Annotated in this window: 15 protein-coding genes and 1 pseudogene; 9 read left to right on the forward strand and 7 right to left on the reverse strand. The window is 60.4% G+C overall.

The window, feature by feature from the left end; genetic code table 11:
• Nucleotides 1-114: 114 nt before the first annotated feature.
• Nucleotides 115-1,047, reverse strand: coding sequence for a DUF4880 domain-containing protein (locus tag ACVHNU_RS01185; RefSeq protein ID WP_473018834.1), 933 nt, complete (start codon nucleotides 1,045-1,047; stop codon nucleotides 115-117).
• Nucleotides 1,044-1,532: a sigma-70 family RNA polymerase sigma factor gene (locus tag ACVHNU_RS01190; protein WP_473018835.1), complete on the reverse strand. Its 489-nt coding sequence runs from the start codon at nucleotides 1,530-1,532 to the stop codon at nucleotides 1,044-1,046. The genes ACVHNU_RS01185 and ACVHNU_RS01190 overlap by 4 nt, the downstream gene beginning before the upstream one ends.
• A 179-nt stretch (nucleotides 1,533-1,711) precedes the next feature.
• Between ACVHNU_RS01190 and ACVHNU_RS01195 the strand changes: the two genes are divergently transcribed.
• The 6 genes from ACVHNU_RS01195 to ACVHNU_RS01220 all read left to right on the forward strand — a co-directional run bounded on the left by ACVHNU_RS01195 (nucleotide 1,712) and on the right by ACVHNU_RS01220 (nucleotide 8,118).
• The gene (locus tag ACVHNU_RS01195) at nucleotides 1,712-2,017 is read left to right on the forward strand and encodes a DUF3649 domain-containing protein (RefSeq protein WP_007967542.1); all 306 of its coding nucleotides are present in this window, start codon (nucleotides 1,712-1,714) and stop codon (nucleotides 2,015-2,017) included.
• Nucleotides 2,014-3,603: a PepSY-associated TM helix domain-containing protein gene (locus ACVHNU_RS01200; RefSeq protein ID WP_473018836.1), complete on the forward strand. Its 1,590-nt coding sequence runs from the start codon at nucleotides 2,014-2,016 to the stop codon at nucleotides 3,601-3,603. The genes ACVHNU_RS01195 and ACVHNU_RS01200 overlap by 4 nt, the downstream gene beginning before the upstream one ends.
• Complete coding sequence (locus ACVHNU_RS01205) at nucleotides 3,603-3,929, forward strand: DUF3325 domain-containing protein (protein ID WP_473018837.1); 327 nt, start codon at nucleotides 3,603-3,605, stop codon at nucleotides 3,927-3,929. Before ACVHNU_RS01200 ends, ACVHNU_RS01205 begins: the two co-directional genes overlap by 1 nt.
• Before the next feature lies 1 nt (nucleotide 3,930).
• Complete coding sequence (locus ACVHNU_RS01210) at nucleotides 3,931-4,497, forward strand: RNA polymerase sigma factor (RefSeq protein WP_003221797.1); 567 nt, start codon at nucleotides 3,931-3,933, stop codon at nucleotides 4,495-4,497.
• Nucleotides 4,494-5,483: a FecR family protein gene (locus ACVHNU_RS01215; protein WP_473018838.1), complete on the forward strand. Its 990-nt coding sequence runs from the start codon at nucleotides 4,494-4,496 to the stop codon at nucleotides 5,481-5,483. Before ACVHNU_RS01210 ends, ACVHNU_RS01215 begins: the two co-directional genes overlap by 4 nt.
• A 205-nt stretch (nucleotides 5,484-5,688) precedes the next feature.
• Complete coding sequence (locus tag ACVHNU_RS01220) at nucleotides 5,689-8,118, forward strand: TonB-dependent siderophore receptor (protein ID WP_473018839.1); 2,430 nt, start codon at nucleotides 5,689-5,691, stop codon at nucleotides 8,116-8,118.
• Between the two features lie 143 nt (nucleotides 8,119-8,261).
• Here the strand turns inward: ACVHNU_RS01220 and ACVHNU_RS01225 are convergent, their stop codons facing one another.
• Nucleotides 8,262-9,137, reverse strand: coding sequence for a helix-turn-helix domain-containing protein (locus ACVHNU_RS01225; protein WP_003221805.1), 876 nt, complete (start codon nucleotides 9,135-9,137; stop codon nucleotides 8,262-8,264).
• Nucleotides 9,138-9,391: 254 nt separating this feature from the next.
• Between ACVHNU_RS01225 and ACVHNU_RS01230 the strand changes: the two genes are divergently transcribed.
• Nucleotides 9,392-10,294, forward strand: a complete 903-nt coding sequence (locus ACVHNU_RS01230; protein WP_103485833.1) for a DMT family transporter — start codon at nucleotides 9,392-9,394, stop codon at nucleotides 10,292-10,294.
• A gap of 24 nt (nucleotides 10,295-10,318) precedes the next feature.
• On the opposite strand, the gene ACVHNU_RS01235 is transcribed toward ACVHNU_RS01230, so the two are convergent.
• From ACVHNU_RS01235 to ACVHNU_RS01245, 3 genes and pseudogenes are all read right to left on the reverse strand, one after another.
• Nucleotides 10,319-10,828 carry a DUF2165 family protein gene (locus ACVHNU_RS01235; protein ID WP_003221807.1) on the reverse strand — a complete coding sequence of 170 codons (510 nt, stop codon included), beginning with the start codon at nucleotides 10,826-10,828 and terminating at the stop codon, nucleotides 10,319-10,321.
• A gap of 149 nt (nucleotides 10,829-10,977) precedes the next feature.
• Nucleotides 10,978-11,952: a 2-hydroxyacid dehydrogenase gene (locus ACVHNU_RS01240; protein WP_103522369.1), complete on the reverse strand. Its 975-nt coding sequence runs from the start codon at nucleotides 11,950-11,952 to the stop codon at nucleotides 10,978-10,980.
• Between the two features lie 822 nt (nucleotides 11,953-12,774).
• A pseudogene (locus tag ACVHNU_RS01245) lies at nucleotides 12,775-12,885 on the reverse strand (DUF6124 family protein); the annotation flags it as partial.
• 239 nt (nucleotides 12,886-13,124) lie between these two features.
• Here ACVHNU_RS01245 and ACVHNU_RS01250 point away from each other — a divergent pair.
• The gene (locus tag ACVHNU_RS01250) at nucleotides 13,125-13,589 is read left to right on the forward strand and encodes a hypothetical protein (protein WP_473018840.1); all 465 of its coding nucleotides are present in this window, start codon (nucleotides 13,125-13,127) and stop codon (nucleotides 13,587-13,589) included.
• A gap of 113 nt (nucleotides 13,590-13,702) precedes the next feature.
• Here the strand turns inward: ACVHNU_RS01250 and ACVHNU_RS01255 are convergent, their stop codons facing one another.
• The gene (locus ACVHNU_RS01255; RefSeq protein WP_045122300.1) at nucleotides 13,703-14,671 is read right to left on the reverse strand and encodes a LysR family transcriptional regulator; all 969 of its coding nucleotides are present in this window, start codon (nucleotides 14,669-14,671) and stop codon (nucleotides 13,703-13,705) included.
• Nucleotides 14,672-14,945: 274 nt separating this feature from the next.
• On the opposite strand from ACVHNU_RS01255, the gene ACVHNU_RS01260 reads away from it, so the two are divergent.
• Nucleotides 14,946-16,445: an efflux transporter outer membrane subunit gene (locus ACVHNU_RS01260; RefSeq protein WP_473018841.1), complete on the forward strand. Its 1,500-nt coding sequence runs from the start codon at nucleotides 14,946-14,948 to the stop codon at nucleotides 16,443-16,445.
• Nucleotides 16,446-16,463: the final 18 nt, after the last annotated feature.

The raw sequence follows: 16,463 nt of genomic DNA on the forward strand, positions 1-16,463 counted from the left end.
AAACGGCTCATTTATTTTTCGAGAGCAAAAGATCGCAGCCTGCGGCAGCTCCTACATTGACTCGGTGTACATCCTGTAGGAGCTGCCGCAGGCTGCGATCTTTTGATTTTGCTTCTAAGCCCGCGCCTCGACGCTCACCCAATAGCGGGTAAAGCGCCGCACTTTCACCGGCAGACTGATTTGCAGCAGATCAAGAATCCGTTCGCTGTCGTCCAGTGGATAAGTCCCCGATATCAGCAAGTCGGCCACTTTCGCAGCGCAATGCAACTGCCCGCGACGGTAGCGTCCGAGCTCTTCAAGGAAGTCGCCCAGGCGCATGTGCGCGGCGATCAGCATGCCGTCGGCCCAGGCGCCGCTGTTGGCGTCCAGTGGCTTGGCTTCGCTGATCGAGGTGGCACTGAAACTCAGTTGTCGGGCGATCGGCAGTTGCATCGGCGCGCGTCCGTTGGCGGTCAGTTCGACCGTGCCTTCGAACAGCGCGACCTGTGTGCGATCAGCAAATTGTCGAACGTTGATACGGGCAGCACTGGTTTTCAACACACCTTGCGCCGTGCGCACTGCGAACGCTTGCGCGGTGCTGAGCAGGATCTCGCCTTCGAGCAAACGGATCAGTCGTTGCGCGCCATCCACGTCCGCCGCACTGGCTGTGTTGAGCTGCAACTGGCTGTCTGCGCCCAGCGCAATTTTGCGGCGTTGGCCCACCGGGCTGCGGTAATCGGCGAGCAGCGTCGGCAGCGGATTGTGCTCGCGCATGCCCCAGGTGACGGCGGAACCGGCACCCAGAAGCAGCAGCAACTTGAGGGTCTGGCGTCGACTGGAAGACTTCGGCCCGTTCAACGCGGCATGCGCCAATGGCGAAGCCACACCGCGCAAGCGCTGGTTGACCCGCTGCATGTGCTCCCACGCCCGACGATGTTCGCTGTGGGCGTCCAGCCAGTGTTGCCAGGCCTGTTGCTGACGCGGGGAGAGCGTGCCTTGCTGCATTTCCATCAGCCAGTGCACGGCCTGTTCGGCCACTTGCGCAGAGAAATCCGGAACGCGGTTCACAGGGCGAAGTAGCAGCGCAGGGCGGCTTTTTGCAGGTGACGTTTGACGGTGGCCACCGAAATGCCCAGCTCGGCGGCGATCTGCGGATAGGTCAGGCCATCGACCTGCGCCAGCAAAAACGCGCGTTTGACCGGTCGTGGCAAACCATCGAGCAATTGGTCCAGTTCGATCAGGGTTTGCAGGATGATCGCTTTGTCTTCTTCCGATGGCGCGAGCATTTCCGGCATCTGCGCCAGGGTGTCGAGGTAGGCGCGTTCCAGATCCTGACGACGGTAATGATTGAACAGCACGCGTTTGGCGAGGGTGGTGAGAAAGGCGCGCGGTTCGATGATCACCGCGGGTTCGCGGGCGCTGAGCACGCGAATGAACGTGTCTTGCGCCAGATCCGCCGCGCTGTCCGGGCAGCCGAGTCTGCGCCGCAACCAGCCGGTGAGCCAGCTGTGGTGGTCGTGGTAGAGCGATTCGACGGGATGGGCGGACGGCAACGGTATTACTCCGGGCGCATGATGGATGCGTTAGAGAACAAGAACTGTTCGCATTGTAGGGGCGGGCGAGGGTGTCCGGCAATCAGATGCTTTTGCGTATGAGAATATTTATCATTAATATTGCTCGCCTGTTGGTCCGGCCTCGTCGGTCGGACGTTTTTTCGTTTCAGGGTCGAAACATGAAAGGCAAACTCGCCTCACTTCCCATGTCCTATCGTCTGGCCGTCACCTCGCGGGTGCTGGCGGCGGTGTTCGGCGGCTATCTGGTCGCGGCGCTGGCCAGCGTGGCCCTGACGATGTGGTTACCGTTGAGCCGCGCCGAAGCTGTAGTGACGGGCATGACCATTTCCTTTCTGGTCTATCTGGTCGCGGTACTGTGGTGTTTCGCTTGCCGCACGGCGTGGTCGGCGTGGGTCGGTTTGCTGGTGCCGAGCGTGATTCTGGCGACGGTATCCGGGGCCGCACGTGGTTTGGGCTACGCATGAAAGAGGGCTTTCGCCAGTCGATGGCCTGGCTGCACACCTGGGCCGGACTGGTGTTCGGCTGGCTGCTGTTCGCGATTTTCCTGACCGGGACACTGGCCTATTTCAAGGACGAAACCACGCACTGGATGCAGCCGGAAATCCCTTTGCGCCCGCTCAATGCCGAAGCGAGCCTGACGCTGGCGCAAAACTATCTGCAACAACGGGCGCCGAATGCTTCACGCTGGCGGATCGGCCTGCCCAGCGCCCGCGAGCCCGGCCTTTCCGTCAGTTGGCAAGACACTCCGGCCAGCCCTGGCAAGCGCGGCAAGTTCACTGAAAAGACGCTCGACGCGCAAACCGGAGCCGAAGTAGAACCCCGCGAAAGCATGGGTGGCGAATTCTTCTACCGGTTCCATTTCCAGCTGCAAATGCCCTATCCGTGGGGCCGCTGGCTGGCGACCAGCGCGGCGATGGTGATGTTCATCGCGTTGATCACCGGCATCATCACCCACAAGAAAATCTTCAAGGATTTCTTCACCTTCCGCCCGCGCAAGGGCCAGCGCACCTGGCTCGACGGCCACAACGCCGTGGGTGTGCTGGTTTTGCCGTTCCACCTGATGATCACCTACAGCAGCCTGGTGATTTTCATGGCGATGGTTATGCCGGCGAGCATTCTGGCGACTTACGGCAACAACCTCGGTGCGTTCTACGATGAAGTATTTCCCGAAACGCCGCTGCCGGAGCGCGCCGGCCAGCCAGCGACTTTGCCGCCGCTGGCTGCGCTAATGACGCGCGCCAGTGAGCACTGGGACGGCGGCCACGCGACACGGGTGACGGTCACTAACCCCGGCGATGCCAGTGCCTCTGTGCAGTTTTCCCGTGCCAGTTCCGACAAGATCACCTACGAGTACGGTAGCGATGTGACCTTCAATGGCGTGACCGGGCAATTGCTCGGCGCCACAGCGGACAAGCCGCTGCCAATGGCGATTGCCGGGAGTTTTTACGGTTTGCACATCGGCCGTTTCGCCGGCCCGGTACTGCGCTGGCTGTACTTCCTCTGCGGCCTGGCCGGTACGGCGATGATCGGCACTGGGCTGGTGATCTGGCTCGGCAAGCGTCAGCTCAAGCACGCAAAAAGTGGCGTGATGCCGTTCGAGTTACGGCTGGTCGAAGTGCTGAACATTGCCAGCATGGCGGGATTGGTCAACGCGGTGGCGGTGTTCTTCTGGAGCAATCGTCTGTTGCCGCCGAGTCTCGGCGAGCGGGCCGATTGGGAGGTGAACGCCTTCTTCATCGCCTGGGGCTTGAGCGTGATGCACGCACTGCTCAGGCCTGGGCGCAAGGCTTGGGTCGAACAACTGGCACTGGCAGCGCTGCTGTTCGGCGCGGTGCCGTTGCTCAATGCGTTGACCACTTCGCATCACCTCGGCGTCACGCTGGCACAAGGTGACTGGGCGCTGGCCGGTTTCGACCTGACCTGTCTCGGCGCCGGTCTGTTTCTGACGTGGGCCGCCTGGAAGATGCAGCGCGCCGGGCATAGTGTGCGAGTGAAAAAAACGCCCCGCGAAAGGGCTCGGCCAATCACGCTCGAGCAGGGGACGAACTGATGCTGTTGGCGTTGCTGCTGTGCTATGCCGGATTCACCGCGTTGTGCCTGTCGATGCCACGGCATCACGACGAACTGCTGGGGCGCAAACCTTCAGCCCGGCGTGGTCAGGGTCTGAAACTCTTCGGTTGGCTCATGCTGGGCCTGTCACTCTGGGTCACCGTGGCTGCCAACGGTTGGGGCTTGGGTCTGGTCGACTGGTTCGCGGTGCTGATGTGCAGTGCGCTGGCGTTGGTACTGCTGATGCCGTATCGGCCGAAACTGGCCTTGGTCCTGGCCGCTTTGAGTCTGCTGGCAAGCCCGGTCGCTGCCTGGGCGCAGTGCTGACATGCTGATCGGTCATCCTCCGGAATCCCGCGACGACGAGCCACACGGCGCGCGTGCGCATTTTCTCCAGGTGTTCCTGTCGCAGCGCTCGCAGATGGAAGCGCTGGTGAACCGGCGCGTCGGCTGCCGGGCCACGGCGGCAGATCTGGTGCAGGATCTGTTCCTGCGTTTCTGGCGTCGGCCACTGGTGCAGGTCGAAGAGCTCAGTACCTATCTTTTGCGTTGCGCCGGCAACATCGCCATCGATCATTTGCGCAGCGAAGGTACGCGGGTGCGGGTCAATGAGGGTTGGCAACCGGACGCGCCGGACAGCCACGGTAGCGAACCGCAAGCTGCGCTCGAAGCAGGCAATGATCTGCGCCATGTCGAAGCGGCGTTGCGCGCTTTGCCCGAACGCACTCGGCAGATCTTTTTGCTCAATCGCATCCACGGTCGCAAGTACGCGGACATCGCCAAGGCCATGGGCTTGTCCCAAAGCGCCGTGGAAAAACATATGATGCGCGCCCTCGAGGCCTGCAAGGCCAGCCTGCGCGAACCCGCGCCACGTCTGCCAGGGAAAGCACCGTGAATCACACCGACCGCATCGTCCCGACGCCGGCTCAGGAACAGGCCGCACTCGCCTGGCTGAGTCTTCTGCATGACCGCCCGAGCAGCGGCGATCAACTGACCTTCAGCCAGTGGCTGCGCGCCGACCCGGCCCACGCCGAGGCTTACGCGCAGGCGCAAGTGCTGTGGGAGCTAAGCGAAAGTCCGGCGCGCACTCTGGCCGATGAAGATGCGTTTGCGTTGCAGGGGTACCTCAATGCGATGGATCGCCCGCGTCGTTCAGCGCTTGTGCGCTGGTCGGGCGCGCTGGCGCTGGCCGCGTGTCTGATGCTGATGATCAGTCTCGGCACGGGCTGGCAACCGCAGCGCTGGGTCGATGATCTGGGCGCCGATTACGTTTCGGCGCCGGGCGAGATCCGCACCGTGACGCTGGCCGATCAGTCACAAGTGACACTGGATGCCGACAGCGCCATCGCCGTGGATTTCAGTCAGGGTGAGCGGCATGTGCAGCTGCGTCGCGGTGCCGGTTTTTTCAGTGTCACGCATACCGGCGAGCCGTTCGTGGTCGAGGCCGAAAAAGGCCAGGCGCGGGTACTCGGCACGCAATTCGAAGTGCGTCTGCAATCTCGCGGTGCACAGGTCACGGTGCTGTCCGGGCGCGTCGGCGTGACGGCGGATCGCGACGCGCCGCAGCAGATTCTGACGGCCGGCCAGCAAGTGGCCTACGGGCAGGGCACTGCGGAAAAACTGCACGCGGTGGACAGCGAAGCGCAACTGGCCTGGCGTCAGGGCTGGCTGAATTACTACAAGGCGTCACTGGCCGATGTGGTGCAGGATTTGCGGCGCTATTACCCGGGGCGGATCGTTGTACTCAACGATGAACTGGCGGCGCGCAAGGTCAGCGGCAGTTTTCCGAGCAAGGACCCGCAGGCTGTGTTGAGTTCGCTGCAAGGGGTGATTGGGTTTGAGCAGCATCAGGTGTTGGGGCATCTGATTATTTTGCGCTGAGGCTGCCGGCGCCATCGCGAGCAGGCTCACTCCTACATTTGGAATGCGTTCCCCCTGTAGGAGTGAGCCTGCTCGCGATAGCGTTCTTTCAGGCACCAAAAAATATTTTCAAAATTGTGGTGAGGTAAACCACAGGCCCATCCGTGTAGTGACTGAAACTGCGAGTCATTCGCATCCGTTGCGGTTCTACACAGGTCATTGAGCAATGAAGTCCAGGGCAAAATCGGGTTCGGTCAAACAGTGGTTGGGTGTTTCGGCATTGAGTTTTTGCGCATTGGCGCTGCTGCCGATGAGTGTGGCGCTCGCCGCTGAAACCGTCAGCAGCCCGGCGCAAAAGCAGTTCAGTTTTTCCCTGAGCGCCAAACCGCTGCCCCAGGCCCTGAGCGACTTCAGCCGTATCACCGGGCAAAGCGTGGTCTACACCGATGAAGCGCCGTACGGCCTCAACGCCCCGGCGGTCAGCGGCCAGATGAGTGCCGAACAGGCGCTGCAACGCTTGCTCAGTGGCTCCGGCATGACCTTCCGCCGCACCGACAGCCACACCTTCGCGCTTGAGCCGCAACCCACCGCGGGCGCCCTCAATCTCGGCGCCACCACCATCACCTCGATGCGCGACGACTCGATGAGCTACCAGCCGCCGCAAACCAGTTCGGTGATGCGCTCCTCGGCTTCGCTGCAGGAAATCCCGCAGACCGTCAACGTGATCCCGGCTCAGGTCATTCGCGATCAGACCCCGCGCAATCTCGACGATGCGCTGGCCAATATCAGCGGCATTACCCAGGCCAATACCTTGGGCAGCACTCAGGATTCGGTGATGATTCGCGGCTTTGGCGACAACCGCAACGGCTCGATCATGCGCGACGGCATGCCGATCGTGCAGGGTCGCGGGATGAACGAGACCGTTGATCGTGTCGAAGTGCTCAAGGGCCCGGCCTCACTGCTGTACGGGATTCAGGACCCGGGCGGTGTGGTCAACCTGGTCAGCAAGAAACCCGAACTGACCCAATACAACGCCCTGACCCTGCGCGGTTCGACCTACGGCGACGGCAAGAACGGCAGCGGCGGCAGCTTCGACAGCACCGGCGCGCTGGGCGATTCCGGCCTGGCGTATCGCATGGTGCTGGATCACGAAGACGAAGATTACTGGCGCAATTTCGGCACTCACCGCGAGACGCTGATCGCGCCATCGCTGGCCTGGTATGGCGAGCGTACCAAGCTGCTGTTCTCCTACGAGCACCGCGAGTTTCTCACGCCGTTCGACCGTGGCACGCTGATCGATCCGCGCACCAACCATCCGCTGGACATCTCGCGCAACGAGCGGCTGGACGAGCCGTTCAACGACATGGAAGGTCGTTCCGACCTGTACCACTTCGAGGCCGACCACGAACTCAACGACGACTGGAAAGCCCACTTCGGCTACAGCTGGAACCGCGAAACCTACGACGCCAGCCAGGTGCGCGTGACCGCCATCGACACCAAAAAAGGCACGCTGACCCGCAGCATGGACGGCACGCAAGGCGCGATCAGCACTGACCGCTTCGCCACCGCCAGCCTCGAAGGCAAGGTCAACGTGCTGGGCATGCAACATGACCTGGTGTTCGGCGTCGACGATGAGTACCGCAAGATCTACCGCGCCGACCTGATCCGCCAGAAAAGTCTGAGCACCTTCAGCTACGTCAACCCGGTTTACGGTCGCGAAGTCGAAGGCACCACCGTCAGCCCGGCCGACAGTGCGCAGACCGATCTGCTGCGCAGCGATTCGGTGTTCCTGCAGGACTCGATCCACCTCAATGACCAGTGGATTCTGGTCGCCGGCGGGCGCTTCCAGGAATACGACCAGTACGCCGGCAAAGGCGTGCCGTTTAAGGCCAACACCGACAGCAATGGGCAGAAATTCGTACCGCGCGCCGGTCTGGTGTATCGCTACACCGACGAGTTGTCGTTCTACGGCAGCTACACCGAATCGTTCAAACCCAACTCGACCATTGCCCCGCTCAGCGGCAGCAGCACCGTGCTCGACGGCAGCATCGCGCCGGAACAAGCCAAGTCGTGGGAGCTGGGTGCGCGTCTGGATATGCCGGGGCGCATCACCGGCAATATCGCACTGTTCGACATCAAGAAGCGCAACGTGCTGGTCTCCAATTCTGAAGGCCCGACCACTATTTACAGCGCGGCGGGCGAGGTGCGTTCCCGTGGTCTGGAACTGGACCTGACCGGCCAGCTGACCGACCGTTGGAGCGTGATCGGCGCCTATGCCTACACCGATGCCGAGGTCACCGAAGACCCGGACTACAAAGGCAATCGTCTGCAAAACGTGGCGAAGAACAGCGGCTCGTTGTCGGCGGTGTATGACTTCGGCAGCGTGATCGGTGGCGATCAACTGCGGGTCGGCGCCGGGGCGCGGTATGTCGGCGAACGCGCGGGCAACGCGGTGAATGATTTCGACCTGCCGAGCTATACCGTGGCCGATGCATTCGCCACTTATGACACCAAGCTTGAAGGACAGAAGGTCAAGTTTCAGCTCAACGTGAAGAACCTGTTTGACCGCACCTACTACACCTCGGCGGCGAGCCGGTTCTTTGTGTCGATGGGCGATTCGCGGCAGATTTCGTTGTCGAGCACGTTGGAATTCTGATCCGCAACCGCGTCATCGTTCTTCGCGAGCAAGCCCGCTCCCACAGGTTCTCGGTTGAGACACAAACGTCTTGAACGGCCGCAGACCTTGTGGGAGCGGGCTTGCTCGCGAAGAGGCCCGAACAGGCAATAAAAATCCCGCCTCTAACGCAAAAACGCCTGTCGATATTCCCCCGGCGTCCCACCCAATACCTGCCGAAATCGGTTGGTGAAATGACTGGCACTGGCAAACCCGCACGCCAGCGCAATCTCCCCCAACGGCAACGCCGTGCCGCGCAACAACTCCCGCGCCCGGCTCAAGCGTCGCGCCAGCACGTATTGATGCGGCGGCAAGCCAAAGCTCACGCGAAACATTCTGGCAAAGTGGTATTCCGACAGCGCACACAATCCGGCCAGTTGTCCGAGGCTGATCGGCTCGGCCAACTGATTGTCGATGAACTCGACCAACTGCCGACGCTGATGCGGCGCCAGTCCACCCTTGAGGCGCAACCCCTGACGGGCGCCGACCTGGCTGAGCAAGGTATGGCTGATCAATTCATGGGCAATGCTGCTGGTCAGCACGCGCTCGGCAGGCTCTTCCCAATTCAGCGTCAGTAACTGGCGAAAACGTCGCGCCTGCTGCGGATCTTCCAGAAAGGTCTGCTCGCGCAGTTGCATCTCCCGCGGCTCGCGATCAAGCAGCGTCACGCAACCGAGGGCAAATTGCTCGGCGCTGAAATACAGGTGAGCGAGGCGGATATCACCGTTGATCACCCAGCCGGATTCGTGATCCGCCGGCAGGATGCACAGCTTGTCCGGCCCACCCTTGTGCCCCGGTTGCCCGCGACGAAAAGTGCCGGTGCCGCCGGCGATGTAGCAGGACAGGGTGTGATGGCTCGGCGCTTCGTATTCCTGGGCGTCGTGGTGGTTGGTCCACAGGGCCGCAGACAAGCCGTCACCGAGCTCGGCGCTGTGCACAAGGCGCGCGTTCGGCGAGCGGTTGAGGGCTTGAAAGACTTGCAGGGTATCGATAGCGGCCATGTTCGGTTCTCTCCAACGCCTTGCATCCTACTCCGTAGACGTCGCGCTGCCAGCCTGTCGGGCGACAAAAGCGCAAGAATCTGCAAGCGCCCCGACCCTTGCTGCCGCACCCTGAAATCTCCATTCAACACAACCCTGTGGCGAGGGAGCTTGCTCCCGCCGAGTGCGCAGCACTCATGAACGGGGCCGCTTCGCAGCCCAGCGCGAGCAAGCTCGCTCGCCACAGAGTGTCCCGTGTCCTCAGGAGTCTCGTCATGAACCTTTCGCTGTATCTGCTGACCGTGCTGATCTGGGGCACCACCTGGATTGCCCTGAAATGGCAACTCGGTGTGGTGGCGATTCCGGTGTCGATCGTCTATCGCTTTGGCCTCGCTGCGTTGGTGCTGTTCGTATTGCTGCTGCTCAGTCGGCGACTGCAACCGATGAATCGGCGCGGGCATCTGATTTGCGTGGCGCAGGGTTTGTGCCTGTTTTGCGTCAACTTCATGTGCTTCCTGACGGCCAGCCAGTGGATTCCCAGCGGACTGGTCGCGGTGGTGTTTTCCACGGCCACTTTGTGGAACGCACTCAATGCACGGGTATTCTTCGGTCAGCGCATCGCCCGTAACGTGCTGATGGGCGGCGCGCTCGGCCTGTTCGGTCTGGGGATGCTGTTCTGGCCGGAACTGGCCGGCCATCACGCCAGCCCTGAAACGTTGCTCGGTCTTGGTCTGGCGCTGTGCGGCACCCTGTGTTTTTCGGCGGGCAACATGCTCTCGAGCCTGCAGCAGAAGGCCGGTCTGAAACCGTTGACCACCAATGCCTGGGGCATGGCCTACGGCGCGGCGATGTTGTCGGTGTGGTGCCTGGTCAAAGGGATTCCGTTCGACATGGACTGGTCGCCGCGTTACGTCGGGGCGTTACTGTATCTGGTGATCCCGGGTTCGGTGATTGGCTTCACCGCCTACCTGACGCTGGTCGGGCGCATGGGCCCGGAGCGCGCAGCCTATTGCACGGTACTGTTCCCGGTGGTGGCGTTGAACGTCTCGGCGTTTGCCGAAGGGTATCAATGGACTGCGCCGGCGCTGGTCGGACTGGTGTTGGTCATGCTCGGGAACATTCTGGTGTTCCGCAGACCTCGTGCAATACAGGTGCCGGCTCAGGGAAAGTTGGCCTGATGGTGAATTGAGTCGGGCGCTGTTTCAGCGCTCGACTCTTATGACGATATAAATCAGCAGCGGAAATATGACGTCGACAATGTGTCGGGCCCAGTCCTTGGCGTTCCAGGTTTGTGAAGTATCCATGTCAAACCATTCAACGCCGATTACTTGCAGGCACAAGTAGTAGATAAACAGCGCGATCAATAAACCGATGATTGAAAACCGCTTTGCTTCGTGAAATTTTTCTTTCGAAGCATTTATGTTTTTCAACAGATGATAAGTGCCTAACAGGCAAAACGCGGTGTAGGTCACTTCCAGCGTGATAATGAGCCAGTAGATCCGGTGGTGAAGCATGGGGGAAGTGATCGCGCGATAGCGGATGCTGAGGTTGTGTTGGGTAGTGTCCATGCTCAGAACATGCCCGACATACTCATAGTTTGAAGCATAGTCAGTGAAGTTGCTGTACATCACCAGCAAGCCAAAAAAACTGATATAGCCCATCAGTATGACTTTGCTGAAGCGGATGATTTTATCCGTGGTCAGAGTGTTCAAGTGAGTGTTCTCCATGATATTTATCGAGAAGTCGACAAGTCAGGAGAGTTTATAGCGGGTGTTTTTATTTCGGTGCAGGGTTGGATTTCAAAACATGTGCGGGGAGAAACTTGTCGGGCAAGTATCTTTTGATACTTGCCCGATGTTTTTTAACCGCGCCAGACCTGTGGGTTCACCAGATCCTGTGGACGTTCGCCGAGCAAAGCGCTGCGCAAGTTGGCCATTGCGCGATTGGCCATGGCTTCGCGGGTTTCATTCGTAGCGGAGCCGATGTGCGGCAATGTCACTGCGTTTTTCAGCTGAAACAGCGGCGATTCGGCCAGCGGTTCTTTCTCGTAGACGTCCAGACCGGCGCCGCGGATGCGGTTGTTTTGCAGGGCTTCGATCAATGCCGGCTCGTCGACCACCGGGCCACGGGAGATGTTGACCAGAATCGCACCCGGTTTCATCAGCGCCAGTTCGCGGTGGCTGATCAGGTGGCGGGTCTTGTCGCTGAGCGGTACTACCAGGCAGACGAAGTCGGCTTCGGCCAGCAGTTGGTCGAGGCTGCGAAACTGTGCGCCGAGTTGCTGTTCCAACTCAGTCTTGCGACTGTTGCCGCTGTAGAGGATCGGCATGTTGAAGCCCAGGCGTCCGCGGCGGGCGACGGCGGCGCCGATGTTGCCCATGCCGACGATGCCCAGGGTCTTGCCGTGCACGTCGCAACCGAACAGTGGGGCGCCGACACTGGCCTGCCACTGGCCGGCCTTGGTCCAGGCGTCGAGTTCGGCGACGCGGCGGGCGCTGCTCATGATCAGGGCGAAGGCGAGGTCGGCGGTGCTTTCGGTGAGCACGTCCGGGGTGTTGGTGAGCATGATTCCGCGTTCATTGAAGTAGGCGAGGTCGTAGTTGTCGTAGCCGACCGACACGCTTGAGACCACTTCCAGTTTTGTCGCAGTTTCGAGTTGGGCCTTCCCGAGTTTGCGGCCGACGCCGATCAGGCCGTGGGCGTGGGGGAGGGCTTCGTTGAATTGGGCGTTGATGTCGCCGTTCTTGGGGTTGGGGACGATGACGTCGAACTCTTGCTGGAGCCGTTCGATCATGGGTGGGGTGATGCGGCTGAAGGCCAGGACTGTTTTTTTCATCGGGCTTGGGCTCGGCTGTCTTGATTGCCAAGCACGCTAACATTTCTGTTTTGGGTTGTCTTGGCGGCCTTTGGGCCGACCATGCTCTTGGGGTTTTGGGTGTTTATCCGTTGCTTTGGGGGTTGCGGCTGGCGGTTTCGCCCTTACGGCGAGTCACTTTGGCAAACGCCCCAAAGTAACCAAAAGGCTTGGCCCCGGCGTTCGGCCCTCGCTTAGGCTCGGGTTCCTTCGTTGCGGGATTCATTCGGGGGCATCGCCTCCGGTTTGCTTCGCTGCACCTCCTCTCGATGCATTTGGCTTCGCCAAACGGTCGCTGCGCTCCCACCCCCGGATAAACCCCTCCACTCAGCCTGCCGATGGGGCCGGCACGGCAAGATCAAGAGCCGCAGCCGAGCTTGCGCTCATCCTGTTGAGTGGTGAAAAGCATGCGGTCTGTCTGGACTGCTTTGCTTTTCTGTGGGAGCTGGCTTGCTAGCGATGGCGGCCTACGAGCCGACCAATCCCCAACTGACCACACCCAATCCAACTGTGGGAACTGGCCTGTCATCCGATCACTCTCCACCTGACCACACCCATTCCAACTGTAGGAGTGAGCCTGCTCGCGATGACGGCCTGACAGCCGACCACTCTCCACCTGACCACACCCATTCCAACTGTAGGAGTGAGCCTGCTCGCGATGACGGCCTGACAGCTGACCACTCTCCAACTGACCACACCCATTCCAACTGGTGGGAGCGGGCTTGCTCGCGAAAGCGGTGTGTCAGTCGCCGCAAGTGTTGGATGTGCTGACGCTTTCGCGAGCAAGCCCGCTCCCACTATGGCTCAGCTGTGTGCTGCAGATTGGGTGATTTCCACATTTTCCAGCACCCGACTCACTGCCAGTTCAGCCAGCATGATGATCTGCTGAATCGCCAGTATCGTCTGGCGCTGAGGTCAGCTGGCGACTCGCACTCCAACCAGACTCCAACTCATTCATAAGCCGCCAGTTCCACCAGATGCGGGCGCAGAGTTCTTGAGTGATGTTCTTATAACAATAAGACTTTTCAATATCGCGGTTTATTTCTAATAGATATACAAACCTGTTAATTCTGACAGGTGTAAAGGAGGACTGATTACGGCAGTCTTCTGTTTCGTAATCTTGCGATGGTCAGTTATCGATAAAGGAACTTTTTATGATAAATGAATTTTTTCTATTTTCAGAAAAACAAAAGGCCGTGAAAGGTACAGCAGACGTACTCATTGATGATCTTTATCCATTCAATGGAAAGGTTGACACCTTCATCACGAATGATGAGGTCGTGGTTGTTATTGCAAGGCAGGATTTTCCTGGAGAGCGATCCGCGGCCCTGCAGTGCCGGTTTAAGGCTGATATCCGTAATGGGGAGCATCCGTACGATGAGAGTTCGGAGATGAGCATTATTTACATACTGAGCGAGAAGCTCCCAGGGGGGGGGATAAGATCTAGACTGTATCCGGCTGTTTATAACAGTGGAACTGTAGATGTGAATTTCGACCTTGTTAAAGGTACGTTAGCGCTTGGATTTAAACTGGACGTTCAAAACAATCCAACAGAACCACGGTTGAATGCGAATGGTTCATTCAAAAAAGTCTCAGGTCTTAAGCATGTCAAGATGTAACAGATTTGTTTTTACCCAGTACAGGCTTTGCTGACTGCCATTGTCCAGAGGGACTTCCACGTTGATCAATAGACGTGGAAGTTCCGTTCTGGACAGAGGCACTCGCGCCAATTTCAGGTCGCCACCCGAGCACCCGCCAGGCTCCCACTCAATTCATAAGCCGCCAGTTCCGCCTGATGCGCCGCCAATATCTCCGGCAGCGACCCGCGCAAATACTCGACCCACGTCTTGATCTTCGCATCCAGGTATTGCCGCGAAGGGTAGATCGCATACAGGTTGAGTTCCTGCGAGCGGTAGTTGGGCATGACGCGCACCAGCGTGCCGTTGCGCAGGCCTTCGATGGCGGCGTAGACCGGCAGGACGCCGACGCCCATGCCGCTGATGATTGCGGTTTTCATCGCGTCGGCGGAGTTCACCAGGAATGGCGAGCTGTTGATGGTGACCATTTCCTGGCCTTCGGGGCCGTCGAAGGCCCATTTTTCCAGGGGGATCACCGGGCTCACCAGACGCAGGCAGGCGTGGTTCAGCAGGTCGCTGGGTTTTTGCGCGCAGCCGTTGGCTTTCACGTAGGCCGGGGAGGCGCAGACGATGCTGTAGGTGATGCCCAGGCGTTGCGAGACGAAGCCCGAATCCGGAAGTTCGCGGGCCAGCACGATGGACACGTCGTAGCCTTCGTCGAGCAGATCCGGCACACGGTTGGCCATGGTCAGGTCGAAGGTCACGTCGGGGTGGGTCTTGCGGTAGCGGGCGATGGCGTCGATCACGAAGTGCTGGCCGATGCCGGTCATGGTGTGCACTTTCAACTGGCCGGCGGGGCGGGCGTGGGCTTCGCTGGCCTCGGCTTCGGCTTCTTCGACATAGGCCAGGATCTGCTCGCAGCGCAGCAGGTAGCGCTTGCCGGCCTCGGTCAGGGCGATGCGCCGGGTCGTGCGATTGAGCAGGCGGGTTTGCAGGTGGGCTTCCAGGTTGGAGACCGCGCGCGAGACGTTGGCCGTGGTGGTGTCGAGTTGCACGGCGGCGGCGGTGAAGCTGCCGGCTTCGGCCACACAACTGAAGGCGCGCATGTTTTGCAATGTGTCCATGGGGTGCTCTCAAGGGAGATGGCAAATTGTGACACGAAGTTTCAGGGGCTGAGACCCCCGACCAAGGGATTATCTCGTTAACGGTAACAAAGATTCACAGGAATCCCAGCTTATCGCCACCAAGGTGCCCACCTAGAATTGCGCCGTTGTGGGAGCGGGCTTGCTCGCGAAAGCGATTTCATCTTCAACGCGGCGTCTTCTGACAGAGCGCTTTCGCGAGCAAGCCCGCTCCCACAGGGCCTCGGTTCTTCCCCTTTTTCAGGAATTCGCAGCTGTGCCGCGTCGCATCAACAGAGCGCTTTTGCCGCTCAGTGTTCTGGCTTTTACCCTGGGTCTCAGCGGCTGCATCTCAACGCAAGGAATTGCCCCGCATAGCAAGGCATTGGAAGCCGACGCACTGGCCACTGACGACGCCATCGCCCACGCCGCCAAAGACGCCAACTGGCCCACCGCACAATGGTGGCAAGCCTACGGTGACCCGCAACTCAATCACTGGATCGACCTCGCCGTGCAGGGCAGTCCGAGCATGGCCATGGCCGCTGCTCGGGTGCGGCAGGCCAAGGCCATGGCCGGTGTCGCCGAAGCGGCCGAGTCGTTGCAGATCAATGGCGAGTCGACACTCAAACGCCACAACTGGCCGACTGACCCGTTCTACGGCCCGGGCGAGCTGTCCAATACCACCACCTGGGACAACAACGCCGCGCTCGGTTTCAGCTATGCCCTCGACCTCTGGGGCCGCGAAAGCAATGCCAGCGAACGCGCGGTGGATCTGGCGCACATGAGCGCCGCCGAAGCGCGGCTGGCGCAGTTGGAATTGCAGAACAACCTCGTGCGCGCCTACATCGAACTGTCGCTGCATTACGCCCAGCGCGACATCGTCGCCGCGACGCTGAAGCAGCAACAGCAGATTCTCGATCTGGCGCAGAAGCGCCTGAACGGCGGAATCGGCACGCACTTCGAAGTCAGTCAGGCCGAAACGCCGCTGCCGGAAACCCATCGGCAACTCGATGCGCTGGACGAAGCAATCGCCCTCAGCCGCAACCAGATCGCCGCACTGGCGGGCAAAGGCCCAGGCGCGGGTGCGCAGTTGCAGCGGCCGACGCTGGCGCTGGGGGCAGCATTGAAACTGCCGTCGGCATTGCCCGCCGAGTTGCTCGGTCAGCGCCCGGACGTGGTTGCCAGTCGCTGGCAAGTGGCGGCGCAGGCACGCGGGATCGATGTGGCGCACGCCGGTTTCTATCCCAACGTCGATCTGGTCGGCAGCCTCGGCTACATGGCGACCGGTGGCGGGGCGCTGGAGTTTTTGACTGGCAAGAAGCTCAACTACAACGTCGGCCCGGCGATCTCGCTGCCGATCTTCGACGGTGGGCGTTTGCGCAGCGAGTTGGGCGAAGCGTCCGCCGGTTATGACATCGCCGTGGCGCATTACAACCAGACGCTGGTTAATGCGCTGAAGAACATCTCCGATCAGTTGATCCGCCGCGAGTCGATGGACAAGCAGCAAGCCTTCGCCGCCGAGTCGGTGGCCACTGCGCAGAAGACTTACGACATCGCGATGATTGCTTATCAGCGTGGCCTTACCGACTACCTCAACGTGCTCAATGCGCAGACCTTGCTGTTCAAGCAACAGCAAGTGCAGCAGCAGGTGCAGGCGGCGCGGTTGAGTGCGCATGCGGAGTTGGTGACGGCGTTGGGTGGCGGCCTCGGGGCCGGCAATGACGTGCCCACTGCCGAGCAAACAGCAGCCCCGAAAACCCCGGCCCTCCTGCGGTGAACACAATCCCGACGGCAT

Source organism: Pseudomonas sp. Ors-4-3C (genome assembly GCF_055755035.1).